Below are 25684 nucleotides of genomic sequence, written 5' to 3' on the forward strand. Positions count from 1 at the left end.
AAATTATTTTTTGTTAATTATTTGGGCAACTTCAGAAGTCGATTTTTGAGGTTGGATCACTTGTCCTTCCTGAAGTTTATCAATTCCGCTTAAAACAATTTGGTCGCCAGATTTTACACCTTCACCAATAAGATAGTTAGTTCCGCTTTTACCAATAATCGTGATAGGCATTTTGTTTACTTTATTCCCTTTGTTAAGCGTGTAAACAAATACTTTATCCTGCATTTCTATCGTAGCCGATTGTGGTACCAGAATCGCATCGTCATGATTGATTCCTAAACGAATTTTTCCTGTGTTTCCAGAACGTAATGTTCCGTTTGCATTTGGGAAAGTGGCTCTTAAAGTAATAGCACCTGTGTTTTTATCAAATTGACCATCCACCATATCAATTTTTCCTGATTGTGCATAAGCATTATTATCAGCCAAAATCAAAGTTACAGGAGGTAATTTTTTGATTTTATCACCTAACGTATTTCCTGCATATTGTGATTTGAATTTGATGAAATCAGTTTCACCAAGAGAGAAGTAAACAAAAACTTCGTGTACATCTGAAAGTTTGGTTAACGGTTCAATATCAGTAGCCGAAACTAAACTTCCTTGTTTTTTAGGCAATCTTCCAATGTAACCACTAACAGGGGCTGTCACATTAGTATACCCTAAATTAATTCTGGCAGATGCTACCATTGCTCTTGCTTGCTCGATATTAGCAGCAGCAATTTTTTGAGACGCTTTAGCCGTTTTCAACTGATAATCAGAAACTACTTTGTTTTGAACTAAAGGAGTTAATTTATCTACTTCTAACTGAGCGTTGATCAAAGCCGCTTCAGACGCATGAAGGCTAGCCAAAGCATTGTTTAATTGCTCGCGGAAAGGACGTTCATTTATTTTGAATAAAGTTTGACCTTTACTTACATAAGCACCTTCATCTACTAAAACGCGATCAAGGTTTCCGCTTACTTGTGGGCGAATCTCTACGTCTACAGTTCCTTGTATCGAAGCCGGATATTCAGCATCAGTAACAGCATCAGAGTTTTGAATCGCTAAAACAGGCAGGAGTGGGGCTGCCGGAGCAGGAGCCTGCGCTTTATCTGCACAACTACTTAGTACAAGTGCCAGAATAAAACTGGTTATAATTACATTTTTCATTTTCGTATTAGTTTTAATTTGTTGGACATTCATTTGAGTTAAAATCTTTTGTATTCTGGCATTCCCGGTATTCATAATTAATTGAATTAAATTATCTAACGTTGTTAAGTTAAAGGGCGCAAAATTCCGTAATAGTGAGCCCATTCCGATTGTTTAAAAAATCGGTATTAAATTATTTATCACTGTTAAGTAAATAGTAAAAAAAGGTTACTAAATTACTTTAATTAAATTTTCTAACACTGTTAAGTATAATGGAAAATTTTTTTACTGTATTGATTTGATGATACCACCAATCGCATCTTTCAGGATTTGATTGTTGATGGTTTCCATTACTTCGCTTTTGTTAATGATGTTAATCGCAATTAAACCATGAATAACAGAAAAGAAAGTAAAATATTTTTGTTTGATAACTTCAGGGCTCGGATTACTGTTTTTCATAATTTCAGCAATCACTGCGGTGAACAATTTATAAGGTGCTTCTGCAGCCGAACATTGTTGGGAACAACAATTCATTTGCACACCAAACATAACCTGATACATTTCGGTATCTGTAAAGGCAAAATCCCAATACGCCATCCACATGGCTTCTAATTGGTCTTCCGGTTTATCAAATTTAGCTCTGGCATTTTGCAATTCCTTCGATAATTTAATAAAACCTTTACCGGTTAATTCATTTAAAATAGCTTCTTTATTAGAGAAGTATTCGTAGATAATAGGGGCAGTGTATTCAATCTTGTCAGCAATCTTTCGCATACTCAGACCTTGCCATCCTTCTTCTTTTACGATAGAATAAGCAGCTTCAAGAATGTTATTTCTTGTCTCTTCTTTTTGTCTTAATATACGATCTTTACTTGCCATTTTGATGAGTATTAAATAATCTAACACTGTTAGGCAAATGTAATACCGATTTTCTGATTATAGTACAAATTCATTATAATTTTTTCTTATTCTGTCATAGAGAACATTAGAGTAGTAGTAAAATCAGGCCTTTTGAGAGATTTTATATTTTCTGAAAATCTAATTTTAATTAAAGTTTAACTAAAATTCAATTGCGACTAAGGTCATTTTGATACTTTTCTAATTATAAAAACGTCTCATTTTCTTTCTGAGGAATAAAAATCCATTCAAATTTTAATATAAGTTGATTTTTAAGGAGCAGAAATTTCCGTTTTCTTTACGCGTTTAGTCCCGCTATCCACTTGTATCTTTTATGGTGAACCCCACCATAAAAGGATACCGCTTCTATCGGGGCTAGGAGAGAGGTTTAGTTTTCATAAGATGATAAAAAAACAAATGCAAAACCATACGAGACTGGACTGAAATCCAGCGCTACAATATTGATCATTCCTCCGGAATTTAAATCTATATGGTCAATCTAAAAGAGCCAGAGGCTCTAACAATATTGTAGGGCTGGACTTCAGTCCAGTTTAAATATAGATTATTATAAACGATATAAAGTTTTTATTTTATCATTGACATCATTATAATAAGGAGTTTCGATTCCGTATTTATGAGCGTTTTCAATTACATAATCAACCAAAAATTGTTTTTCAGTTTTATTGTTGTTTTCAAAATCCAATTGCAAAGACGATTTCGATTCAAAAGGAAATTTAATCAATAAATCTTTAGCCGTTTCAATGTCTTCGTTAGTTAGATTGATATTGTTTTTGATAGCTAGCGATTGAATTTCAATCATCATATTTTCCAAAATATGCATTAGATTTTGATCTTCCAATAGCTGACCAAAAGTAACTTTATAGGCAGAAGTTATGGCTGCAACCGGCGCAACAAACAAATATTTCTTCCATAGCGTTTCGTTGAAATTTTCCAGATACGTAATGTCTAAACCTCCGGCTGCTAGCAAATCTATCAAAGGTTTATTTTCTTTTCCGCCAACAAAAATTTTCCCTGGTCCGCCAACATGTTGTACGTGTCCTGGCTTCTTCACATTCGAAGCTACATAAATACAACCTTCCATAATTTGGCCCACCTGCGGCAAAGTCTCACGTATAATTTCTGCTGCATTTACCACATTTTGCAACGTGATTATAACAGTGTCCGCATTGATACAATCTTTATAAGCAGAAAGCACCTCTTTTATAGAATAAGATTTCGAGGTAAGAATCAAAACATCCAAAATTCCTATTGCTGTTGGATTATCAGATACTACATCGGGAAATATAGTTTCTGCTTCGCCTTTAGACTCAAACAGCAAACCTTCACTCTGAATGGTATTTTTGGTTTCACCTCTGCAAATAAAAATGATTTTGGTTGTACTACCTTTGTATTTATTTGCCAATGGGGCACCAACAAAGCCGCCGATTCCACCAATTCCAAGAATTCCTATTTTTATTGTTTCTGAGTTCATGTTGTAGTTTTAGGTTTTAATTATAGATGCAAAGTAAATGGGTTACTACTTAATAGCTGATGTAATAATATAGGTTATATTTGTAAAAATTAAGGATTATGAAAGACACCTTTTTTATATACAAAGATTTCGAAATTTATTCTGTCGAAGAATTAACATGGAAGAAAGAAGTCCACAGACACAATTTTTTCGAATTACTTTACATTGAATACGGAACTGGAAATCATATTCTAAATTCAATTCATCACAATTATAAAGAACAAGATATTTATTTGCTTACGCCAAAAGATTATCATTCGTTCAAAACCTTAAAACCAACAAAGTTTCACTGTCTGCGTTTCTTGCCTAATTTCTTTTCGAATAAAAAAGAAATTGAAGAGATCGAAAAATTGTTTTATTACCACAATCAGACCAATGGAAATTTAATTTTCCTGGAAGAGGACAAAGCTTTTTGCGAAACACTTATTGTAAGAATATTAGATGAGGTTGCTAAGCCAAAAGGGCAAAATGAAGTTATAATCAAAAGTTTAATGACGGCACTAATTCAAATCATTCGTCGAAATGCCATTTTAAATGAAAATAATCTAAGCTTACAAACTACCGAAATACTGAAGATTGATACGATTTTAAGTTATATCCGATCGAACATTGCTAATCCGCATTTATTGAAGAAAAAAGAAATGGCCAGTTATTTTAATGTCTCGATCCATTATATAGGAGAGTATTTTAAAAACCATTTAAATATTACTTTGAGAGATTATATTGTACAAACCAAGCTTAAGGTGGTAACCGAAAAATTGAGCAAAAACAACTTAACTTTTTCAGAAATTAGTAACGATTTAGGTTTTATTGATAGCAGTCATTTTAATAAATTCATGATGAAAAGCACTGGAATTTCTCCATCCGAATTTAAAAAATCATTAAGCATTTCTTAGCAATAATATGCCCTGCCAAGAAATGCTATTCTATTTTTATTTAACCAAATCCATTTCGACATGCTCAATTCCGGCGTCGAGGAAAAAATTGTTTGTTTGTCTGAATCCGTTTTTAATATAAAATGGACTAGCATTAACCTGTGCATAAAGATAAATCTTCTTTTCGTCGTGTAAATCTTCAACAATTTTTTTCAGAATTGCTTCTCCAACTTTCTTTCCTCGATAAGAACTCAAAACCGCAATACGTTCAATTTTTGCTCCTTTCTCCATTATTCTGTAGCGCGCCGCTCCGGCAGGCAAACCGTTGACCGTTGCCAAATAATGAATCGCCTCAGTATCATCCATCGATTCGCGTTCCTGCGATACATTTTGCTCTTCAACAAAAACTTGCCTTCTAATGGCAAATGCGATCGATTCTAATTTATGATCTTCAATTTTTTCTACTTTAATATCGTTTTCTACTGCTTTTTCAGAAGCATGTAGGTTCATTTCTTTAATTGTTGTCATTCGGTCAAAAAGATTTTTTGTTTTTAAGTTTTGATTTACTTCGTTTATGGCTTTGTACAAATTATTTTCAGTATCCGTCAATTCCACTAAAGCCTGCGTCATAACAGCCCACAAGGGTTGCAATTGTTGTATGAGTTCATTTGCTTTTTCTGTAAGTGTAATGAGTCGTTTTCGCTCGTCTTTAGCATCTTTAGCAGAACCAATGAGTTCCTTTTTTTCTAATTCTTTCAAAAGCGAAATTGTAGTGGGGTGAGAGTACCCAATTTCCTGAGAAAGTTCCACCACACTAATTGCTTTTCTTTGCGAAAGGACATAAATTACCGGAAACCATTTCGGTTCAAAATCAATATTCTGACTTCTGTAAAACAGTTGCGCTTCTTTACGCAAGTTCTCCGTCAAACGCTGCAAAAGATTCCCTAATACCAAGGATTTTGATTTTTCTAATACCATAACAAATAATTTGTATGCAAATTTACGTAGTTGACTACATATATTCAAAATCAAAAGAAGAATTTTAAGTTTTATTTATAAAGTTTAGGATCTAATGTGGGGTTCATTTTTAGGAGCAGGGGGAATTGAACATACGCATCCAGAATGATTATACATTAATTATTTCATTCCCCTAACGTTCATTTCTATCGTATAAACACTTTTACCGGCAGTAATAAATAATGTCTTACGTTTTTTTCCTCCAAAACAAACATTGGCTGTCCACGGTTCAGGAACATCGATATGGGCTATTTTTTCTCCTTGTGGATTAAATACCGTAACGCCTTTTCCGGTTAAATAAATGTTTCCGAATTTGTCTATTGTCATTCCATCTGAACCTGATTCAGTAAACAGCGTTTTTTTGCCTAAAGAACCATCACTGTTTATTGTATATGAATATGTTTTGTTGGCTCCTATATCCGCTACGAATAACATTTTTCCATCGGAAGTTCCAATAATGCCATTCGGTTTTACAAGGTCATTGTCAACGTTTGTAATTCTAGATTTATCCGGAGATAAATAGTAAACACATTCTTTCTCTATTTCTTTGGAGGTATGTGTCCAGTAATCTCTTTTGTAAAAAGGATCTGTAAAATAGATACCGCCTTTTGGATCAACCCATAGGTCGTTAGGACCATTAAGCCTTTTTCCTTCGAAGTCATTCACTAATACCGTAATATTTTTGTTTTGGTCTATTTTCCAAATTTCATTTTTTTCATCAGCACAAGCCAACAGATTGCCTGCATGATCAAAATACAAGCCGTTAGCTCTTCCCGCATTTTCCATAAAAATAGAAAGTTCACCATTAACCGACCATTTCATGATTCTGTTATTAGGCTGATCGGTAAAATAAATATTTCCTTTTTTATCTGCGGCAGGTCCTTCTGTAAAACTGTATTGGTCTGATAGTTTAGTGAGAACTGCGCCTTTCGCTATTAAGTTATGTTTTTTTTCTTCTGATAGCTGAGCGTATATAAAATTTGTAAAAGCAAAAGTAATAATGAATATAAGGAGTGATTTTATTTTAATTTGGAGTTGGTTCATTATAAAAAGGTTTAAAGATTGCTTTGAAAAAATGAAAGGCTAATATAGTTTGTTTTTATGGTTCTCGTGTTAATTTCTTTTTGTTCATGAGTAAGGTGCTCCCGCTGGAGTGGGATATTCTTTTTTAGGAGCAGAAGAATTATGTTTTTAAGACGAGTTGTCCCGCTATCCGTTTCAATCTTTTGTGTCCGCCGCGGCGGACACAAAAGGATTTACACTTCTATCGGGGCTAGGCGAGAGATTTAGTTTTTCAAAAATTTATAATTATATATATTTTCCTACTTTTTGTTTTAACAATGCTATCTTTGATTTTTAAAATTTGTAATAAAAAATAATTTTAAGATAGTAATTCTACTATCTTTGTAAAATCATTTAGATAGTGAAATCAAAAGAATTTATTAGAGAAGCTTTGCGGAATGGCTGGGTATTCGTAAGGCAAGGCAAAGGAAGTCATGAGATTTATCAAAAAGATGGTAAACAAGTTGTTATTCCGAATCATGGATCAAAAGAAATTGGAAAAGGATTAGAACAGAAATTAAGAAAAGAGATGGGGCTTTAGCATCTTAAAAAAATAGGTAATTATGAAAACAATTAAAATTATTATCGAAAGAAACGAAGATGGCTTTTGGGGTTATGCTGAAAATGAAAAAGCGATAGTTGGTGGTGGTAACACAGTTCAGGAATGCAAACAAGATGTATTAGACTGTATTGAGACATTAAAAGAATTAGATGAAGAAAATAAACCAGGTTTTTTAGAAAAAGAATACACGTTAGTTTATAAGTTCGATACGGCGAGTTTATTAAATTATTACAAAGGAATATTTACAAACTCAGCACTTGAAAGAATTACAGGTATAAATCAAAAACAAATTCAGCATTACGCATCAGGTCACAGAAATCCAAGGTTAGAACAGCGTCTAAAAATAGAAAGCGCCTTACATAATTTAGGAAAAGAACTTCTAGCAGTAGAACTATAAGATAAAAAAAGCAAACAAGTAAAAATTCCGAAGGAATGATAAATATTGTAGGGCTGGACTTCATCCAGTTTAAGTTCAATATATTAATAATTCAAAAAGACAAACATATACAAATTCATAACGGATTTGTACAATTTCCAGATTCTTCTTTGTGAGTATCTTTGTGTTATTAGTTTAAATCAAAAGATAAAAAAGATGAAAGCAATAGGATTTAAAACCTCATTATCAATAGAAAAAGAAGATAGTTTTATTGAATTTGAAATACCAAAACCAGTTCCCGGAGCGCACGATTTATTAGTTAAAATCGAAGCCATTTCTGTTAATCCGGTAGATTTTAAGATTCGCCAGAATAGTGCCAAAGAAACTGTTTTAGAAACCCCAAAAATCATAGGCTGGGATGCTGTTGGAATTGTAAAAGCAGTTGGTGATCAGGTTAGTTTGTTTAAAGTGGGAGACGAAGTTTACTATGCAGGCGATATTACCAAACAAGGCAGTAATGCCGAATATCAAATTATTGACGAACGTATTGTGGGTAAAAAACCAAAATCTCTTTCGATAGAACAGGCAGCAGTAATGCCGTTAACCGGTTTAACAGCCTGGGAAATATTATTTGACCGAATTCGTATTAATCCGGAAAAAGATAATGGCAAAAGCATTTTAATAATTGGCGGAGCCGGTGGAGTGGGTTCAGTAGCCATTCAATTGGCTAAAAAAGTGGCTGGGTTAACTGTAATTGCTACAGCTTCGCGACCTGAATCTATCGAATGGTGTAAACAACAAGGCGCCGATTTTGTGGTAAATCATAAAAACTTGATCGAAGAAGTTCGTAACGCAGGTTTTCAGCAAGTTGATTTTATTTTAGATTTGGTTGATGCCAATCAGTATTGGCAGGCATTTACAGAATTGATTAAACCTCAGGGACATATTGGTTCTATTAGTACTCCTAACGAAAATGTGAATCTTCTTCAATTAAAAACTAAAAGTATCAGTTTTCATTGGGAATCTATGTTTACACGCTCGACGTTTCAAACAGAAGATAGGATCTCTCAGCATCATATTTTAAACGAATTATCCAATTTATTAGACAACGGTACAATTCAGTCTACCTTAAAGACAACGTTAAACGGCCTGACAGTTTCCAATTTCAAAAAAGCACACGAGTTGCTGGAATCAGGAACTACGATCGGAAAAATTGCGATCAAATTTTAAAGAAAATAATAAAACAAAAACAAGCTAATAAAGCTTGTTTTTTGTTTTTAAGCGCTACGTAAAAGCATTTTTTGTATTATTACAATAAAAAAGAAAATGAAATTAGCGGCAACCATTACGATTGCAGTTCTTGCATTATTCATGCAACAATCTGTACAAGCGCAAGAAGTAAAAAAAGAAACGACTTCAACAGAACTAAAATATACGATTGAAAATTGTGTCAATCACTTTGAGTTAGACAAAGCTACCAAAACAAAAGTGGGTTATCAATATTGGTTTGGGGATAAAAACTTTACTCAGGAAAATACCCTCAAAATGAGTATCGTCGAACCCGGAAAATCTACGCATGCGCCGCACCACCACGTCGAAGAAGAATTCTTTTTCATTCTTGAAGGCACAGCTCAATTCTATCTTGACGGAAAAACCGTAATCGCAGGGCCAAATACCAGTTTTTACTGTCCCTCCAATATGGAACATGGAATTAGTAACGTTGGAAAAACGGATTTGAAGTATTTGGTGATTAAGAAGGATTTGAAGTAGTAAAAAACATGGAATCATTTTATATAGGAATCGACATTGGAACCACGGCCACAAAAGCCATTTGTTTTGATATACACGGAAATGTAATTAAACAGGTTTCAAATGCCTATCCGATGTATCATCCAAAACCGGATTGGAGTGTGCAAAATCCGCAAGAGATTTTACAGACTGTTATAGATTGTATTGCAGAAATTACAAAAGGGATTCAGCCGGAATTTATCAGTTTCAGCTCAGCGATGCAAAGTATTATTGCTATTGATAAAGCTGGTAAACCGTTAACGGATGCTATTTTATGGGCCGATAACAGAGCCAATGCGATTGCCGAAAAAATTAAGAATTCTGAAAAAGGAAAACATTTTTATCGAAAAACCGGAATCCCGATTCATCCATTTTCGCCCATGACCAAAATTGCATGGTTTAAAGAATTTGATTCCGATATTTTTTCTCAAACCTATAAATTCATTAGTATTAAAGAATATGTATGGCATCATCTCACGAATGAATATTGTACAGACACTTCAATGGCATCCGGAAGCGGATTATTAAATATTCATACTTTACAATGGGATCCCGAAATTCTGGATTTTTTAAACCTGAAACCAGAGCAATTATCCACAGTCTGCGAAGTAACACATCAATGCAAAGGAGTTTCAGATGATTTTCTTTATGTAATTGGCGGTGGCGACGGAGCGTTGGCAAATCTTGGAACAGGAGCTATGAATAAAGGCTGTATCGCCCTAACCATTGGTACAAGCGGAGCCGTACGATTACCCATCGACCAACCCTATCTCGACGAACAAATGCGAACGCAGTGTTACCATTTGATAGATGACCAATATCTTGTTTTAGGAGCAGTAAATAACGGCGCGATTATTTTGCAATGGCTCAGGGAAACTTTATTGAAAACCGATCAGTCTTTTGAAGTTCTTTTTGAAGAAGCAGAAAAAATATCGGCCGGTTCTGAAGGTTTGCTTTTTGTGCCATATTTACTAGGCGAAAGAGCACCAATTTGGGATGCAGCTGCACAAGGATCGCTTTTAGGAATGCAGATTACACATACTCAGGCACATTTGGTAAGGGCAACTTTAGAAGGTATTTTATTTGGACTCTTTCAGATTACAGAAATTTTGCTTCCGGATCCTGAAAAAAGAAAACAAACCACAGTAATGGCCAGTGGCGGATTTGGTAAAAGTGAACTTTGGCTCCAAATGGTTGCCGATATTTTTCAGATTGAAGTAGAAACCTCACAAACTATTGAAGGTTCTGCCTGGGGAGCTGTTATGATTGGTATGAAATCGATAGGGAAGGATATCACCAGTGAAAATAAAACCGGAAAAACTTTTTATCCTAATGCAGCATATAAAAGTGTCTATGAAGCCGCTTTTACCAAGTTTAAAAAAGTGTATCCGGTATTGAAAGATTTGTCGTGATTTTTTTTTCACCATATAAGTGATATAAGGAAATTTAAGCATTGGTGCGAATACTGGACTTTAGGGCATATAAGTTTTTTAACTTCTTTACGAAATACATCAAACATAGCCCGCGGTTAAAACCGTGCGCTATGTTTTAAATTGGAAAAAACATTGCTCCCGAAGCTTCGGAACCACCTGATTATTTCTGCGCTTTTCTTTCTAAAACTTTGCGAATCTCCGGGTCTCCTCTGTGTAACTTTGTGGAATTATACAATTTGAGACTGCGCATTTACAAAATTATTTCTCAACCACTATACTTCTCCACTGAATTTCGGATTATAATTGACCATCCACTGAACGGCAAATTTATCCGCAAACATTCCGAAATAATTTCCTGAAGGACCGTCAAATAAAGGCATTTCAATTTTTCCGCCTTCTGAAAGTCCGTTGAATAATTTATCTGCTTCTTCCTTGCTTTCCGCAATGATGGAAACGGTGTATCTGTTGTCGGTTTCGTTGACTTTTCCCATAGCCTGCATGACATCGCTTGCCATTAATACACCGGTTTTGCCAATAGGCAAGGCAATGTGCATAATGCTGTTTTGATCGTTCTCCGGTATTGGATATTGCTCACTCGAAATGTCCCGATACCGACTGATATTGGCAAACTCGCCACCAAAAACAGATTTATAAAACGTAAATGCTTCTTCGGCATTTCCGTTGAAATGGATGTAAGGATTAATAGCTGCCATGATTTCTATTTCTTTAAAGATTCCAATAATTTCTCCAGATTAGCAACAGACATTTTAAAGCCTTCTGTAAAGCCCATTTCAATCATCATCTCTAAACGTTCCAGTGATTCGTTATAAATACTGATATTCACTTTTGTGATGCCATTTTCTTCACTGAAATTATAATCCCAATCAGAACCAGGTAATACACGATTTTCATTTTCGTCTGAAAACGTGTTGTACATTTTGAAATTGGTTTTCGGACTAATAGAAGTAAATTCCTGAACCGCCCAGCGTTCCATGCCTTCCGGACTTACCATAGCGTAAAATCGTCGCCCGCCAACTTCAAAGTTCATGTATTTTGTTCTGGCTGACCATGGTTTTGGTGCCACCCATTGATCTAAAAGTTCCGCTTTTGTAAAAGCATCCCAAACAAGCGGCAATTCTGCAGCAAATTCTCTTGTAATGTAAACCGTTTTGTTAGGTTTGTCAACGGTAAAATCAAATAGCAAATCGTTTTTCATTTTTTCTGGTTTTTTAGTGTTACTAATAGTTCGTCTAGCTGATTAAACTTGGTTTCCCAAATTTCTCTGAATTGTTTGATCCATTTATCAACCTCTTTCATCTTTTCAATTTCAAGCGAATAGTAAATTTCCCTGCCTCGCTGTTCTTGTTTTACTAAATCACATTCGGTAAGGATGCGAAGGTGTTTCGAAACAGACTGGCGTGTTGTATTAAAGTTCTCCGCAATGGCATTTGGTGTCATTGCCTGTAGCGCAATTAAGGTTAGAATAGACCTTCTTGTCGGATCGGCTATTGCCTGAAAAATGTCTCGTCTCATAGTGATTCAATTTAATTAAGAAGCCAATCGGTTGCAAATATACATGCAACTATTCGGTTTCGCAAATTTTTGGTAATTTTTTTTCACCATATAAGTGATATAAGGTAATTTAAGCTTTGGTGCGAAAGCTAAAGTCTTAGAAATATAAGTTTTGATCTTGCGAAATAAAATCTCGAAATCCTTTGCAATAGCAAAAAATAACAACGCGTATATTCTTAAAATTCTTATACTTAACCCAAAGCTTAAATAACCTTACATGACTTATATGGTAATATTTTTAAGTTATTCCTTTGCTATAGCAAAATAATAGAAACGCTTATATTTTCTAAAATTTTAACTTCAGCCCAAAGCTTAAATTACCTTATATGACTTATATGGTTATTTAAGTTTGGTGCGAAACCTATTCGCGCGAATCAATATTTATCGTAAATTGACTAACTTTAATTTCCAAAAAAAACTTTATGAACCAGAAAACCACAACCCGATCATTCGCCAATTTCCTTAGCAAGAATAAGGGAATGACTTTATTATTTATTGTTTTTATTACTATAATCAGCAATAATCTTTATGCAGTTGAAAAAGATTCTCTCAAAGGCAGCTGGGACATAACCATTGACGTCGACGGAAAACCGGCACCAGCCTGGCTCGAAGTCAGACGTTCAGGTCGAACAACGCTTGTAGGACAATTTATGTGCGTAGTAGGCAGTGCCCGTCCAATATCTGAAATCCATTTGAAAGATGGAAAATTTAGTTTTGCAATACCACATCAATGGGAGCAGGGAAGCAACGATCTTCGCGTAGAAGGTAAAATTGAAGGTGAAATAATATCCGGAACCCTACAGACTGTTGACGGTAAAACGCAAACGTGGACAGGTGTTCGTGCGCCTACACTTCGTCGTACTGCTGCACCAGTGTGGGGCAAGCCGATTCATCTTCTCAAGGACAATTCAATCAAAGATTGGCATGCAGAAGGTACCAGTCAATGGGTTATAGAAAATGGTGTTTTGCGCAGTCCAAAATCGGGTGTAAACCTTTTTACAAATGAAAAATTTAATGATTTCAAACTTCATATCGAGTTTCGTATTCCAAAAGGCAGTAATAGCGGCGTGTATCTTCGCGGTCGCTACGAAGTACAGGTAACCGATGGAAAGGGAATGGAACCTGCTTTGGATCAAATGGGAGCCATTTACGGGCTTCTGGTTCCAAATGAAATGGTTGCCAAAGAAGCCGGCGAATGGAATACATACGATATTACTCTTATCGGCAAAATGGTGACCCTTGTTGCTAATGGTAAAACAGTAATCAACAATCAGTATATTCCCGGAATCACTGGCGGAGCGATAGACAGCAAAGAAGCCGAGCCTGGACCTATATTCCTTCAGGGAGATCACGGTCCTGTGGAATACCGCAATATTATTATAACACCAGCTAAATAATTTTTTTTCACCATATAAGTCATATAAGATAATTTAAGCATTGGAACGCAGGCTAGAACCTTAGGGCATGTAAGCTTTGAGGTTGTTTCTATAGTTTTTTCTTTGCGATAGTAAAGAAAAACAACAAAGCTTATATTTCTAAAATTTTAAACTCAACCCAAAGCTTAAATTATCTTATATGACTTATATGGTGGAAATTTTTTTTACTTCAAAATCACCACTTCCTCCGGGACTTTAAACAACAATACACATCCATTTTTCGAAAACACCGAGTGCGTACTTCCGGGTGGCATGTACATATAATCGCCTTTTTTTAATTCGTCTTTTCCAGAGCGGACTTCGCCTTCAACTACGTAAATTTCTTCTCCGGCGGGGTGAATGTGATTCGGATACGAAGCGCCGGCTTCAAATTTTAATAAAAAGGCATTGGGTCTGTTTGCAATTGTATCAAAAGATAATACTTTTGAAAAAATACCATCCGTGTTTATACCTTCTTCAATAAGAGGTTTCCAGTCTATTTCACTGCTTTTTGTGATTTGTTTTTCCATTGTAATTTAATTTTAATTGTTTTTATTTTTCATACTAATTTCATCTAAACTCCATTTATAGTTATCCATAGTCGCCAAAAGAAAAGCGCCCATAGCAAATACAAATACAGAATAATCAAGCGGATCTTTTACACCAAAAGAATACGTCATGGCAAGCGCAAACAGCAAAGTCAGAATTACGGCGCCAATCGAAGCCAATCGGGTTTGATAGCCAATGAGTAGGAGTAAAGCCAAAACCGATTCGGCAATAGTGGCGGTAATGGCGATGGTTGTAATACAATTTTTTGGAGCGAAAGAATTTACTTTTTCGGCGTAAGCCAGAAAACTTTCCCAGCCCGAAGAATAACTTCCCCAAAATCCTAAACGACTCGAAACGGCGGACATAAATCCTGCTGCTAATGCAATCCGCAAAAGAAAAGCCGCATAATCCTGATATCTTTTCATATACTAATTTGTTAGTAATTATTGAGATACAAAGATGTTGCAAGTACGCTTGCTAAAGAATAGAGAATCTTGGAAAAAGCATGTAATTATGAATTAACAGCTTTTTCTTTGAATGATTTAGGAGAAATCTCCGTGTGTTTTTTGAAGAAATTGGAAAAATAAAAAGGATCATTAAAACCCAGGGCATAAGCGACTTCTTTCACCGAAAGCTTTTCATAAGTAAAAAGTCTTTTGGCTTCAGAAATAACCAATCCGAAGATAACATTTTGAGCTGTTTTGTTGGTGTGGAGTTTCGAAAGCTCGTTGAGTTTAGATTCGGTAGTACCAATTAAAGTTGCGATTTCGTTTACCGATAAATTCTTTTCGAAATTCTGTAAAGTGGTTTCCAGAAAATGAAGAAAAAGTGCATCGGGTTTGTAGATTTCGTCGCCGCGATTAATTTTGGTACGGTTGATTTCGATCAAAATCAATTCGATTCGGCTGTGAATGGAAATTAAATACTGATACGGCGTTTCGATTACTTCTTTGCTGATTTCCTCTAATTCCCTAACAATAATTTCAGGATGATCCACCGTAATCATTTCGTTCATTGCAAAATGGCAAAACAAACCATTGTGGAAAATCAATTCCATGTCATTATCATCTTTGCAAAAGAAAGCGTAGGTAAATTCCAAAACAAATCCGGTTGCATTTTGGATGTTTTTGAAATAATGAATTTGCCCGGAAGTAATTGTAACTACAGCTTTTTCAGTCAATAGAAATTCATTTTCATCTACAGAAATAGTCGTTGCACCCGAAGTACAAAAAACTAAAACGTATTTTAAAACACGTCTTGGTTTTTCTAAATCTGTCGCCTGATCAAATGTTTTTATTGAAACCATATTGGAATAATTCTTTATCAAAAATAAGAATTATTTCATACAGTAACCACAATCTTGTCATTTCGACGAAGGAGAAATCCTCGCAAGTAGCTCGACAAAGATTGGCAAATCAAGATGCTTACAACTACAGTTTGTCATCCTGACGAAGGAAGGACCACACACGTAACTCGACAAAGATTGGTTTAAGATTTTAAATATCCTGACATATATTTCTTATTTTTACAAAAACTCAAAACCCCATGATCAAGATAAATTATAAAATTCAATTTGTGTTATTTGTTCTTTGCTTATTCTTTATTGGTCTTGGTATATTCGAGACTCTTGATGAAGGATTAAAAACAGGAATGGATCTTTTTTGGCAAATTTCTCATTTTGTTCCATTTGTTATGGGAGCCATTATTTTTGGTAATAATTTATATTCCAAACGAGTTGAAAATTTCAAAATTTCAGAAACTGTGAATCCGTATTCAGATAAAAAGTAATTGCTCAGAAATTATCGCCTAACCACCGTTTAGTCAGTCCGTTCCAATCAGAAGTTGCACTCCTTTGTCAAATGCTTGTTTGACGATTGTTGTGAATGTAATCTGTTTTTTGCCTGATAAAAGTGTTACCCTAAATATGTTTTGTGCAACGTATTACTCTAAAAGTTTTGCAAGTTTTTCGAGTGACGATTTTGTCCCTTCTTCATTATCTTTAGGATTAATTCCTTTAGGAATATTTTTAAAATTAAATGTTACCGCAGTACCTGTTTCCACTTTTTCCAAATCAATTTGCATTAACATTTCTCCAGCGAAATCTTTATCTTGAGATTCAAATGTTACGCATTGCACAATTTTTTTATTGTTTTCGATTTCCAGAAACTTTGAAGTAAATCTATCTTCGTTGCTTTCCGTTTTTCCTATACCTTCGTCTGAAGAATAAAAAAGTGACATAGAATAACCTCCGCCAATCCTAAAGTCAAAGAAATGAATTTTTCCAGTCATATCTCCGGCAACTTGCCATTTTACTATAGCATCAGGATTTGACAAAGCATTAAAAACTTTCGATAAATCGGCTTTTATAATTCTGGTATTTGAAGTTTCCTGTTTCATAATCGAAGTTCTAAATTGCTGGCTAATGTCCCACAGATTAGATCAGTGGAGACTTTTAAATAATGTATTCTAAGATAATAAAAAAAACTGCAATTGCCGGATAAGAAAAGCTGGTAATCAATTTTACGCTGACGTTTTACAGATCTGCCAGCCGGTATCTTTAATTTTCCATCCAACTACGGAATTTGATATTGTTCCAGCTGTAAATGGAAATAGTAACACCAGAATTTTTTTCAATATTTGTAGCAGAATAATTGTTTAAAATAGTTGCCAGTTTGTTAAATTCCTGAGCATCCTTATATTTAAAAAATCGCGTAGTATGATTGACCCAATTTCCACTCGTTGTTTCAGGATAAGGAATTCTTCCTTCGCCCTCGAACGTAAATTCTGTAAAATCCGGGTTTTGCTTTATTAACGCATAAAAATCAGTATAAATTTGCGTATTATTTTTATTTGTTCCGCACAGGTAGGCAAATGAATTCGTCGGAATTCTAAAAGTTTTGTTGTATAATGAGGTTGTGAAGTGCTTTTCAATGAGTGTAATAGATATTTTTTGGGCATTGATGTCTATGGAATACTGATCAATTTTGTCTCCGTTTATAAACGTAATTTTGTCTGTGTTTTCTGGTAAGTCGATGTAGGAGATTGCTGGCCCAATTGCAGTAAAACAGCCACCGGATTCTGTTATTTTGTCGAATCTTACGACTAGTTCGTTTCCTTTTGCAAACTGAGTAGTGCTTAAACCATAATTGATGCAGGGAAATTGATCTTCGGTAATTAATTTTAATTTTAAAACAGGCGGTTGTGAGGCGTTGATAACAGGATAAACTTCCTCCGGCATAAAATTAATAGCTGAGACATTAGAATTTTTGGTAATGTACTCACGATATTCGGAGCTATTGTTCTTATTGTCATCAGAACTGCAGGCATTAATCATAAATCCAATCAGGATCAGTAATGTTATTTTTTTCATAACAGCTGTTTTATTTACATAGATGAATTTTTTTACAAAAGGTTGCGTAAAATGGCTAAAGTGTTTATTTAAAATTACATATAATTTTATTGCCTGCCTATTTTTTATTATATCTACATTCAATCTCATTATTAGGAGACAACACTCAGAGGCATTTGCAGCTTTTTATAAGAATATTTTTTCTTAGCTTTCATGCTATAAAATAGTAAACTAGATGGATGTCAATCTTATATAATTTCAATTTAATTTTTCATAAAAATTTGAATTTCAGTTAATTAACTTTTATTAAAGAAAGGTTTAACAGGATCTGTTTTCGCTGGCTGTCTGAAATAACTAATTTTAGGTAAATCAAATTAATAACGTTTTAAAACTTAAAATTATGAAAAAGAATATAGCCATATTAGCAACAAACGGTTTTGAAGAATCAGAATTATCATCGCCTAAAGCCTATCTCGAAGAGCAAGGCTGGAATGCAGATATCATCAGTTTGAAATCAGGAACTATCAAAGCCTGGAAAGACGGCAATTGGAGCAAGGAATATAATGTTGATGTAGTATTAGATCAGGCAAATGAAGCCGATTACGATGCTTTGGTTCTTCCGGGAGGAGTTATAAACCCTGATTTATTGAGAAGAGAAGAGGCTGCAGTAAATTTTGTACGTTCCTTTTTTAAAAGTAAAAAACCAGTAGCGGCTATTTGTCATGGGCCTCAAATTCTGGTAGATGCTGATGTTTTAGAAGGTCGAAAAGTAACTTCGTTCTTCTCTATTAAAAACGATTTAAAAAATGCCGGAGCACAATGGGAAGACTCAGAAGTAGTCGTGGACAATGGATTGGTAACCAGCCGAAACCCGAATGATTTGCCCGCTTTTAATAAAAAAATGGTGGAAGAAATTAAAGAAGGAAAACACGAGCGTCAGACAGTGTAAAAGATTTCCTATTTAGATTTATTAAGTTACAAAAAATGCAAGATCAATTTTGGTCTTGCATTTTTTTTGTAATTGTAAGTTTAATTATTAATAATTAAATAGTTATCGCTGTTTCCATTGTCGCCATCTTTTTTTAATCGATTAATATGGTAATTGATATCCCCTATTATTGTAATTGATTCATCATAAGAAGAAAATTTTTGAAAAAATGCTCCAGCAATAGTTACCTCTTTATTATTTGAGTTGTAGGGAACGTATAAATCGTTTACTTTGTATAAATCAAAAATATAAGGAAGGAATTTCACTCCTTTATATTTATCAACAATTGATTGATATACTTTAAGAAAAACTTCTTCATAATCTCCAACAGGTGAAACAATTATATTTTCAATAGCCCAAATCTTTCGTTTGCCAAAAAGTGGATGTGAAATTTCCTTACTATGGATGTTTTCTAAAACTTCAATAGTAAAATAATTCCCTATCAAGCTTTTATAAAAATGTAATTCTGTTTTACTCTCTAAAGTATTTTTTAATCTAACAACTCCCGAAAAATTAGGAACTAATCCCGCTGTTGTTCCATATACGTCAGAAAAATTTGATTTTAATTTTTCCAAAAAACCAATATTCCATTCTTTTTCATAATAATCTACTGTACTATTTTTTTTAATTATTTCATTTAATTTAACTATTCCTGAATAAGAAAAGTAATTTTCATCTTCACTTGTTAGTCCTATTGGATAATATTTCTTTATACAATCACTTATCTCCGAAAAGTTGTGAGAAAGATCATCAATATTAATATTTACAAATTTATTATTCATGCGAAAATAATTTATTTACAATATACAGCAGTTGAAGAAGGAATGCCTGAACATGTACCTGTGATTACAGAAACACCTGAATTTAAACCTGCTGAATAATTCAAATTAGTGATTAAAAACTCTAATATTAATTCTCTAAGATTCCACTTCGCCAGCAAGAAAACGACAGTAAGGTCAATAGTAAACTGATAATTTTTTAATTTTTTTCTTCATCTTTTAAAGGTTTTAATTGGTTAAATTCTTATAATTATTTATCCTTAAATTAGATGAAAGTAGAAAGAAGAATCTGGTAAAAAAGCCTAAAAAATATCAAAATAAGTTTTTATTTACATAAAAAACTTTTGTAAGGATTCCAAATTTTAATTTTCAAGTTAGAATGTAGCCATTCTTTTGCGTTCACGAGCGAAACGCTCGCGCGGGACCAGCCGAAACCAGAATGATATTGCCCGCTTTTAATAAAAAAATGGTGGAAGAAATTAAAGAAGGAAAACATGAGCGTCAGACAGTGTAAAAAGATGTTTTTTAATTAGATGTATCAAGTTGCAAAAAATGCAAGATCAATTTTGGTCTTGCATTTTTTTTTGTAATTGCCAGTTTAATTAATAATCAATCATTAATTCAATATATAAGACTTTATTTATCGTACAAAATATTACAAATTTTAGATCTGGTCATCTTTGTATATTATCTTTAGGATCTAAATTACCCTTGCCACACGCTTATTTCAGAGACAATTCCATTATCGAACGTTAAAACCAGTGAGCCCGTATTTATTCCCGTATGAGTGTAGCCTAGATAATATTTAAAAGTACTTCCTGTTGTTAAACTTCCATCTGGTGCTCCTAACAAAGTAATGATTTCACTTTTAGACATTCCAATTAAGTTATTATTGTTTCGCAAACTATTCATCATATCCCAGCGTAATGACCAATTATCTTCTAATTCTAAATCAGCAGTTTTCCATTTTTCAGAATCGAACTTTTCACCGGATATTTTTCCGCGTAGTCCAAAACCGCAAACAATTATGACAATTGCAATTAGAATGATTTGATTTATTTTCTTCATGTTTTAAATTAGATTGTTGTCATCTCTGTATGCACTAGTTAACGTTACTTAATTTTCTAACATTAAAAACCCTAACAAAATTCCTTTTAGCTCCTTTTCGTCAAAATATTTAATTGTTAAATCTATTTCGGTTTTTGAAAACAATTTTTGAATGTCACTTTTTGGTATTATTAATTCTTCGTTATTTTCAAAGTTATATTCTGAGATTAAATTTTTCCCATTAAAGAATTGTATTTTTTGTTTTTCATAGGATTTAGTATCGCGAAAAAAAATAATTCTCAAATCTTTAAATTCATCCATTTTCTTTATAACGCCAGTTGGTTTATAACAATCAAATTGATTGCTACGAAACAATAATTCAGAACCGTTATAAATCTGCCAGTTCGTAATGGTATCAGTTTTGGTTTCTGCAAAACAAATTTTAGAAGAAGTTAAAAAACAGAATAGTATTATAATTTTCAAATATTTCATTGTGCTGGATTTTATTTAACGTCAGCTAGTGTTTCACTCGCTCATACAATCAAAGAAAACACTTTTTCAGTAAACTTTGATTAGATTTTTTGTAATTTCATTTTTAATTAGGAGCTATTTCCTGCTGTCCTTCCAATCTTTTGTGGTGAACCCCACCACAAAAGGATTTTCCCTCCCATCAGGGCTAGGGGAGTTGGTTTCATAAGAAGATTTATTGTATTAAAATAAATAAATTGTGTAGGAAAAAGAATATAATTTAATTGGTTTTTCTTATATTTGGTATTCCTATTATTACGACTTTAAGGCTAAAAGAAATTTGCCCTTGTATTATGTGTACGGTATCGGAAACGACCGTAAGCGCTGTCGTAAGCGTTAGGAACACTAAGATACAGGGGCTTTTTTATTCCTAACTTACGACATTATGAATACAAACACCCTTTCAAAAGAAGCCGAAACCAGGCTGATGAATTTTTTCAACAAAACAATAGAGCCAGAAACAATGGCTAAGACACTAAGACAAGTAAATTATATACTCGCTTTAGGCGTTATGAGAGAACATGAAACACTTCAAAACGAAATTGCCAATTTAGAAAACGGCTATTATTGGCTGAATGAATTAGCCGAAATCTTAAATCCTTATTTGGATAAGGAATAGAAGTTTCTTTAAAATTTAAATAAAATAAAAAACCTCGATTTTTTAAAATCGAGTTTTTTTTTGTTTTGGATTTTGTTTGCGTTCACGAGCGGGACGCTCGCGCTAGCAGGGGAATTATTTTTAGTTTGCTTTTCGCTTTCCTCGTTTATTTAATCTAACGTTAATATCAATTATAGAATGTATAAATTCTTCAAGTTCTTTTCTACCGAGTTTTACCTCTAAATATGCAAGAGAAAGTTTCCTGCAAATATGATTATTAACTAGAATTTCTATATTCTCAGGAAATTTCAATTTTGTTGTTGCTTTTGCAAAGCCAGGAATATCACAATAGAATCTTTCACCAATTGTTCTTCTTATTGTATGTTGACGGCTATCAAGTAAATCTTTCATTCTACCTCTTAAGTTTCCTGTTTCTCCAACATAAACTATTTTGTCTGAATCTTTAAAGACATAAACCCCAGCAACGCTAGGGATTTTTGTTGCCCAATCTCTTGTCATAATAACTTCTTTAAAGTTATTTTTTGATAATAATTCATCGCTCAATTGTTCTAAATATTCGTCTGTATTCATTCTATAGCTTTCTTATGATGTCATGATAGCCAATTCGATCTATCGTTGCGTTATTATATTTGATTAAATCAATTTTAATTGTTTAGCAATATCTTGTGAATATTTTGCCATTGGTCTTTTGTGAATTTCTGACTGATCAGCATAATTTCCAACGATTAATCTATCTAATATTAATTTATCAGGAAATAAACGTTTAAAGGTGTCTACTAAATTTTTTTTATAAGCGTCAGTATAGATTTTTGCTTTATGAACAAGTTCTTCTGCTATATCAACTTGAGTGTCGTATATACCTTGAATACCAAACATCTTGTTATATTCATTTAAAAAATCAGAATCTCCATTTGAACTTTCAAAATGAACTTTTAAACTACTACTGTCTAATGACAGCCAATAATCTAAAATTGATTTTTCATCGATTGAAAATTTAAATTTATCGATCTCTTTTATGTCATTTGAATACAATTCAAAATCTATTTTATTATCACTTTTAGCTCTGTTGCAATTTCCGCAAACAGGATATAAATTGTAAAAAGAAGTACTTAAAAAAGGATATTTAGATTTTGAATAATAGTGATCTAACTCCAATTTAGCCATATTTTTAGATTTTCTTTTTTTTTCTTTTTTGTCGTAATAAGAAAAGTTAATCACAACTGTTAATTGAGCGTTACAATAGATACATGATTTAATTTCCGAAGCTTTAATATATGAATGAAATTCTGAGTCCCTTAAATCTTCGTATCTCATCGCTTTTACAATAGCTTCGTGAAATTTTACTTTTTTGTCTGGAACATATTGATTAAGAATTAGACCAGTGTCAATTTTATTAAATTCAGATATTAAATTTTTAATTACTGAAGGTTCTGCTTTAATAATGGAAGGGTATTCATTGATAATCTTATCAAGATACTCTCTATGCTTTTTGTGTTTTATTTTTCCTAATTTATCATATAAGTTTTTCAAAGCTTGTTTTGGCTGAATGAAATTAGCTTGTCTCTTTTTGAATAAATTGTCATAAAATATCTCGACTCTATTTTCTAATACTTTATCAATTAAAATTTTTCTCATTGTTCGAATTTTTTTAATTCTTTTTCTAATTCTTTCATTTTTGCTAAAATCGATTCTTTTGTTTTGATCGTAAATTTTTTATCAAATAAATCTAAAAGACGGTCTTTAATAACTGATTCACCAATAATATTTATAACGCTTAATGCTTCGTTTTTAGACCATTTTTGCAGAGGTTTAATGTTTAATCCATTTTCTATAGTTTGCTCATCAAATGTCAGATATTTAATCAAATCAAGAATTTTATTTTTTGCAAAATCTCCCATAAACCCTTCGTTTAAGAAAAAACTATCCACTAATAATTCATGAATATTAGAAGCGAATGTTTGTTCTCTTTCTATATTGGAAATTTTGGTATTTCCATTTTTATCTTTATCTAGAAATAATACATTGCTTTTAGGAATATCTGATAGTACAAATGGGCTATGTGTAGCTAAAATTAATTGAACTTTTTTGTCAATAAATAAATTACTTAAAAAGTTTATTATTTTATCAAAAAAAACTCTTTGCCATTCTGGATGAAGAGCGACCTCTCCTTCGTCAATAAAAATAGTTATTGATTCTCTATTAATGCCATGTGTACTATTTTCAGAGTTTTTAATTTCTTTACTTGCCCAAAAAAATCTCGAATATAAAGTTAATAAATGCTTTTGTCCCGAACTAAATTCGCTCGAAGGTTCATAAGTAAAAATTCTTCTTTTACTTAATAATTCATCCATTAAAGCAATTGACTTATTTAAGAGAATTTTATTTTCTTGTAGTGGAATTTTTAAGTATCCTAAATATTCATAAATATTTGCTTTTTTTGAATCATAAGTATCTGGTAATGGTAGTTCAAAGTTATTCCAGTTTGCATTATTTATAATTTGTATTATATATTCTTTTAAATCTAGAAGTTTCTCTTGTATTAGTAAGTCATCCATTTGATCTGATAGCTTTTCGTTATGTACAAAATCACCAAAATAATTTTCAGGAAATAAAATGTCATTATTTAAAAGTGATTGGAATATATTTATAAAAAATAATCTGAAAAAAAATTTTTTTTGCTCCTCAATTGGAAGCTCATAATATTTAACAGTTGAATTTTCAGCTTGTTTTGTGAAATATTTTTCAAAGTCATATTCTATCAATTGAGATTCTAAATCATCTAATTGATATTGATGTGTATTTATTATCTTCTTCTTGGTATCATTTAAATCATCTCCGTAAAAATGTCTTTTAGCGAGAAAATTATTATTTAAAATCGAGATTGTAATGTTTTTTGGTAAAAATTCGATGTAATTGTTTACCATTGGATAATTTAAAATAAAGTCGCAGATTCTTGAATTCTCCATGTCATTAAAAGCATGTAACGGAGAAATATTCGGGTTATCATTGTTTATTGGATATACAAATTTAGAATTGTATAAATCGTTGTATAGTAATAATGTGGTAGATATGTTTATTAAATTATTTTTTACTGAAATACCTCTATGATCAAAAGTTGGATTGTAATAAATATATTTATTTCGTTCCATTTCATGCCATCTTATTCCCATTTGACCTTCATCTAAAGGGGCATATTCATATCTTAATATTTTATAGCCTGATTGTGTAATAAAATCTTCATTATTGATTATAATTTCATTTTGTACAAATATCCATTGATCTAGGATAATTATTCCTTTACTTTTACGATGTGTTTCTAGACTGCCATTTGTTGCATGAGCTAAGTTGTAATTTATGAACTCGGTTAAATTTGTTTTGCCTGAACCATTTTTACCAACAATAACTGTTACTCCAGAAATATTTTCTTTAAAAAAGTTTTTAGGAGTCTTAATTGAAGGAAAAATTTTAAATTCATTATTTATAAATTGAATTTCTTCTTCAGTACTATGATCGAAGTTAAAACCTGTATTCTTTATGTTTTTATATTCTTCTATCCAAACAAATTTTAATTCCATAATTTTAATTCTACTAATTAATGCTGTTAAATTTAAAGATTTTAATTAATTGCTTTTGTGGAAAACCATATTGTTGTAAAATTCAATCGAAACAAGTTTAATAATAAATATAATAAACTGACCACGTACTTTTACCTGTTTATTCTTTATAAATACTAATTTTCTAACTCTGATAGAAAGGGAAAAGCTTTTTTATTGTTTTCCCTGCTGGCGCGAGCGTCTCGCTCGTGAACGTAATCTAAATCAATTAATATTATACCTGCTTAATATAAATCTTCTATCAAAAATATCACTGTAGCACTCTAAACAAGCAAGTAATTATACCTGATTATTTCTTTTGAAAATGAGTGCCCTAGCCCCGATGGGAGGGAAAATCCTTTTGTGGTGGGGTTCACCACAAAAGATTGGAAGGAACAGCGGGAAATAGCTCCTTATTAAAATTCCAATCTTTTAAAATTCCAAATTCCAAATTTTTTACGTCTTTGTTAATATTTGAGTTTTGGTTTCATAAGCCTTCGACTTCGCTCAGGGTGACAATTGGGTTTAGGTAGAATATCAATCTTTGTCGAGCTACTTGCGGGGATTCCTCATTCCTCG

Annotated in this window: 29 protein-coding genes and 1 pseudogene; 11 read left to right on the plus strand and 19 right to left on the minus strand. The window is 32.7% G+C overall.

Annotation, left to right across the window (positions count from 1 at the left end):
- Positions 1-3 precede the first annotated feature (3 nt).
- The 3 genes from AC6CH4_RS15085 to AC6CH4_RS15095 all read right to left on the minus strand — a co-directional run bounded on the left by AC6CH4_RS15085 (position 4) and on the right by AC6CH4_RS15095 (position 3514).
- Positions 4-1221: an efflux RND transporter periplasmic adaptor subunit gene (locus AC6CH4_RS15085; protein ID WP_498104512.1), complete on the minus strand. Its 1218-nt coding sequence runs from the start codon at positions 1219-1221 to the stop codon at positions 4-6.
- 189 nt (positions 1222-1410) lie between these two features.
- A complete protein-coding gene (locus tag AC6CH4_RS15090; RefSeq protein ID WP_498104318.1) occupies positions 1411-2004 on the minus strand; it encodes a TetR/AcrR family transcriptional regulator in 594 nt (197 codons plus the stop codon).
- A 583-nt stretch (positions 2005-2587) separates the two neighbouring features.
- Complete coding sequence (locus tag AC6CH4_RS15095) at positions 2588-3514, minus strand: ketopantoate reductase family protein (RefSeq protein WP_498104320.1); 927 nt, start codon at positions 3512-3514, stop codon at positions 2588-2590.
- 98 nt (positions 3515-3612) lie between these two features.
- On the opposite strand from AC6CH4_RS15095, the gene AC6CH4_RS15100 reads away from it, so the two are divergent.
- Positions 3613-4449 (plus strand): AraC family transcriptional regulator, encoded by an 837-nt coding sequence (locus AC6CH4_RS15100; RefSeq protein ID WP_498104322.1) that lies wholly within the window; start codon positions 3613-3615, stop codon positions 4447-4449.
- A gap of 36 nt (positions 4450-4485) precedes the next feature.
- Here AC6CH4_RS15100 and AC6CH4_RS15105 read toward each other — a convergent pair whose 3' ends face one another.
- Together AC6CH4_RS15105 and AC6CH4_RS15110 are read right to left on the minus strand one after the other, a co-directional pair.
- Positions 4486-5406 carry a GNAT family N-acetyltransferase gene (locus AC6CH4_RS15105; RefSeq protein WP_498104324.1) on the minus strand — a complete coding sequence of 307 codons (921 nt, stop codon included), beginning with the start codon at positions 5404-5406 and terminating at the stop codon, positions 4486-4488.
- A gap of 159 nt (positions 5407-5565) precedes the next feature.
- Positions 5566-6489 (minus strand): SMP-30/gluconolactonase/LRE family protein, encoded by a 924-nt coding sequence (locus AC6CH4_RS15110; RefSeq protein WP_498104326.1) that lies wholly within the window; start codon positions 6487-6489, stop codon positions 5566-5568.
- 379 nt (positions 6490-6868) lie between these two features.
- On the opposite strand from AC6CH4_RS15110, the gene AC6CH4_RS15115 reads away from it, so the two are divergent.
- The 5 genes from AC6CH4_RS15115 to AC6CH4_RS15135 all read left to right on the plus strand — a co-directional run bounded on the left by AC6CH4_RS15115 (position 6869) and on the right by AC6CH4_RS15135 (position 10645).
- Complete coding sequence (locus tag AC6CH4_RS15115) at positions 6869-7048, plus strand: type II toxin-antitoxin system HicA family toxin (protein ID WP_498104328.1); 180 nt, start codon at positions 6869-6871, stop codon at positions 7046-7048.
- A 22-nt stretch (positions 7049-7070) separates the two neighbouring features.
- Positions 7071-7466, plus strand: coding sequence for a type II toxin-antitoxin system HicB family antitoxin (locus AC6CH4_RS15120; protein WP_498104330.1), 396 nt, complete (start codon positions 7071-7073; stop codon positions 7464-7466).
- A gap of 195 nt (positions 7467-7661) precedes the next feature.
- Positions 7662-8675 (plus strand): zinc-binding alcohol dehydrogenase family protein, encoded by a 1014-nt coding sequence (locus tag AC6CH4_RS15125; RefSeq protein ID WP_498104331.1) that lies wholly within the window; start codon positions 7662-7664, stop codon positions 8673-8675.
- 96 nt (positions 8676-8771) lie between these two features.
- The gene (locus AC6CH4_RS15130; RefSeq protein ID WP_498104333.1) at positions 8772-9215 is read left to right on the plus strand and encodes a cupin domain-containing protein; all 444 of its coding nucleotides are present in this window, start codon (positions 8772-8774) and stop codon (positions 9213-9215) included.
- A gap of 8 nt (positions 9216-9223) precedes the next feature.
- Positions 9224-10645 (plus strand): gluconokinase, encoded by a 1422-nt coding sequence (locus AC6CH4_RS15135; RefSeq protein WP_498104335.1) that lies wholly within the window; start codon positions 9224-9226, stop codon positions 10643-10645.
- Between the two features lie 293 nt (positions 10646-10938).
- On the opposite strand, the gene AC6CH4_RS15140 is transcribed toward AC6CH4_RS15135, so the two are convergent.
- Genes AC6CH4_RS15140 through AC6CH4_RS15150 form a run of 3 tightly spaced genes read right to left on the minus strand, consistent with a single transcriptional unit; the run spans position 10939 to position 12199 of the window.
- Complete coding sequence (locus AC6CH4_RS15140) at positions 10939-11379, minus strand: VOC family protein (RefSeq protein ID WP_375034089.1); 441 nt, start codon at positions 11377-11379, stop codon at positions 10939-10941.
- A 5-nt stretch (positions 11380-11384) separates the two neighbouring features.
- Positions 11385-11882 (minus strand): SRPBCC family protein, encoded by a 498-nt coding sequence (locus AC6CH4_RS15145; protein WP_498104337.1) that lies wholly within the window; start codon positions 11880-11882, stop codon positions 11385-11387.
- Positions 11879-12199 carry an ArsR/SmtB family transcription factor gene (locus tag AC6CH4_RS15150; RefSeq protein ID WP_498104339.1) on the minus strand — a complete coding sequence of 107 codons (321 nt, stop codon included), beginning with the start codon at positions 12197-12199 and terminating at the stop codon, positions 11879-11881. The genes AC6CH4_RS15145 and AC6CH4_RS15150 overlap by 4 nt, the downstream gene beginning before the upstream one ends.
- A gap of 461 nt (positions 12200-12660) precedes the next feature.
- Between AC6CH4_RS15150 and AC6CH4_RS15155 the strand changes: the two genes are divergently transcribed.
- Positions 12661-13635: a 3-keto-disaccharide hydrolase gene (locus tag AC6CH4_RS15155; protein ID WP_498104341.1), complete on the plus strand. Its 975-nt coding sequence runs from the start codon at positions 12661-12663 to the stop codon at positions 13633-13635.
- 203 nt (positions 13636-13838) lie between these two features.
- Here AC6CH4_RS15155 and AC6CH4_RS15160 read toward each other — a convergent pair whose 3' ends face one another.
- The 3 genes from AC6CH4_RS15160 to AC6CH4_RS15170 form a co-directional block, all read right to left on the minus strand.
- Positions 13839-14183, minus strand: coding sequence for a cupin domain-containing protein (locus AC6CH4_RS15160; protein ID WP_498104343.1), 345 nt, complete (start codon positions 14181-14183; stop codon positions 13839-13841).
- A gap of 12 nt (positions 14184-14195) precedes the next feature.
- Complete coding sequence (locus tag AC6CH4_RS15165) at positions 14196-14627, minus strand: DoxX family membrane protein (protein WP_498104345.1); 432 nt, start codon at positions 14625-14627, stop codon at positions 14196-14198.
- A gap of 86 nt (positions 14628-14713) precedes the next feature.
- Positions 14714-15508 carry a helix-turn-helix domain-containing protein gene (locus tag AC6CH4_RS15170; RefSeq protein ID WP_498104347.1) on the minus strand — a complete coding sequence of 265 codons (795 nt, stop codon included), beginning with the start codon at positions 15506-15508 and terminating at the stop codon, positions 14714-14716.
- 239 nt (positions 15509-15747) lie between these two features.
- Between AC6CH4_RS15170 and AC6CH4_RS15175 the strand changes: the two genes are divergently transcribed.
- Positions 15748-15990 carry a hypothetical protein gene (locus AC6CH4_RS15175; RefSeq protein WP_498104349.1) on the plus strand — a complete coding sequence of 81 codons (243 nt, stop codon included), beginning with the start codon at positions 15748-15750 and terminating at the stop codon, positions 15988-15990.
- Positions 15991-16143: 153 nt separating this feature from the next.
- On the opposite strand, the gene AC6CH4_RS15180 is transcribed toward AC6CH4_RS15175, so the two are convergent.
- Both AC6CH4_RS15180 and AC6CH4_RS15185 read right to left on the minus strand, forming a co-directional pair.
- Entirely contained in the window at positions 16144-16599 is a 456-nt protein-coding gene (locus tag AC6CH4_RS15180) for an SRPBCC domain-containing protein (protein WP_498104351.1), read from the minus strand.
- A 160-nt stretch (positions 16600-16759) separates the two neighbouring features.
- A complete protein-coding gene (locus AC6CH4_RS15185) occupies positions 16760-17572 on the minus strand; it encodes a hypothetical protein (protein ID WP_498104353.1) in 813 nt (270 codons plus the stop codon).
- A 379-nt stretch (positions 17573-17951) separates the two neighbouring features.
- On the opposite strand from AC6CH4_RS15185, the gene AC6CH4_RS15190 reads away from it, so the two are divergent.
- The gene (locus tag AC6CH4_RS15190; RefSeq protein WP_192188094.1) at positions 17952-18500 is read left to right on the plus strand and encodes a type 1 glutamine amidotransferase domain-containing protein; all 549 of its coding nucleotides are present in this window, start codon (positions 17952-17954) and stop codon (positions 18498-18500) included.
- A gap of 80 nt (positions 18501-18580) precedes the next feature.
- On the opposite strand, the gene AC6CH4_RS15195 is transcribed toward AC6CH4_RS15190, so the two are convergent.
- Positions 18581-19321, minus strand: a complete 741-nt coding sequence (locus tag AC6CH4_RS15195) for a hypothetical protein (RefSeq protein WP_498104355.1) — start codon at positions 19319-19321, stop codon at positions 18581-18583.
- Between the two features lie 420 nt (positions 19322-19741).
- Here AC6CH4_RS15195 and AC6CH4_RS15200 point away from each other — a divergent pair.
- Positions 19742-19832, plus strand: a pseudogene (locus AC6CH4_RS15200) (protease); the annotation flags it as partial.
- A 191-nt stretch (positions 19833-20023) separates the two neighbouring features.
- On the opposite strand, the gene AC6CH4_RS15205 reads toward AC6CH4_RS15200, so the two are convergent.
- Positions 20024-20386: a hypothetical protein gene (locus AC6CH4_RS15205; RefSeq protein ID WP_498104357.1), complete on the minus strand. Its 363-nt coding sequence runs from the start codon at positions 20384-20386 to the stop codon at positions 20024-20026.
- 48 nt (positions 20387-20434) lie between these two features.
- On the minus strand, positions 20435-20686 hold the full coding sequence (locus AC6CH4_RS15210) for a hypothetical protein (protein ID WP_498104359.1): 252 nt from the start codon (positions 20684-20686) through the stop codon (positions 20435-20437).
- Between the two features lie 592 nt (positions 20687-21278).
- Between AC6CH4_RS15210 and AC6CH4_RS15215 the strand changes: the two genes are divergently transcribed.
- Positions 21279-21512 (plus strand): hypothetical protein, encoded by a 234-nt coding sequence (locus AC6CH4_RS15215; protein ID WP_498104361.1) that lies wholly within the window; start codon positions 21279-21281, stop codon positions 21510-21512.
- Positions 21513-21632: 120 nt separating this feature from the next.
- Here AC6CH4_RS15215 and AC6CH4_RS15220 read toward each other — a convergent pair whose 3' ends face one another.
- The 3 genes from AC6CH4_RS15220 to AC6CH4_RS15230 form a co-directional block, all read right to left on the minus strand.
- Positions 21633-22082, minus strand: a complete 450-nt coding sequence (locus tag AC6CH4_RS15220) for a GIY-YIG nuclease family protein (protein WP_498104363.1) — start codon at positions 22080-22082, stop codon at positions 21633-21635.
- A 63-nt stretch (positions 22083-22145) separates the two neighbouring features.
- Complete coding sequence (locus AC6CH4_RS15225) at positions 22146-23147, minus strand: hypothetical protein (RefSeq protein WP_498104365.1); 1002 nt, start codon at positions 23145-23147, stop codon at positions 22146-22148.
- Positions 23144-25087, minus strand: coding sequence for an AAA family ATPase (locus AC6CH4_RS15230; protein ID WP_498104367.1), 1944 nt, complete (start codon positions 25085-25087; stop codon positions 23144-23146). Before AC6CH4_RS15230 ends, AC6CH4_RS15225 begins: the two co-directional genes overlap by 4 nt.
- Positions 25088-25684 lie beyond the last annotated feature (597 nt).

Source organism: Flavobacterium sp. GQ95, from assembly GCF_059758655.1.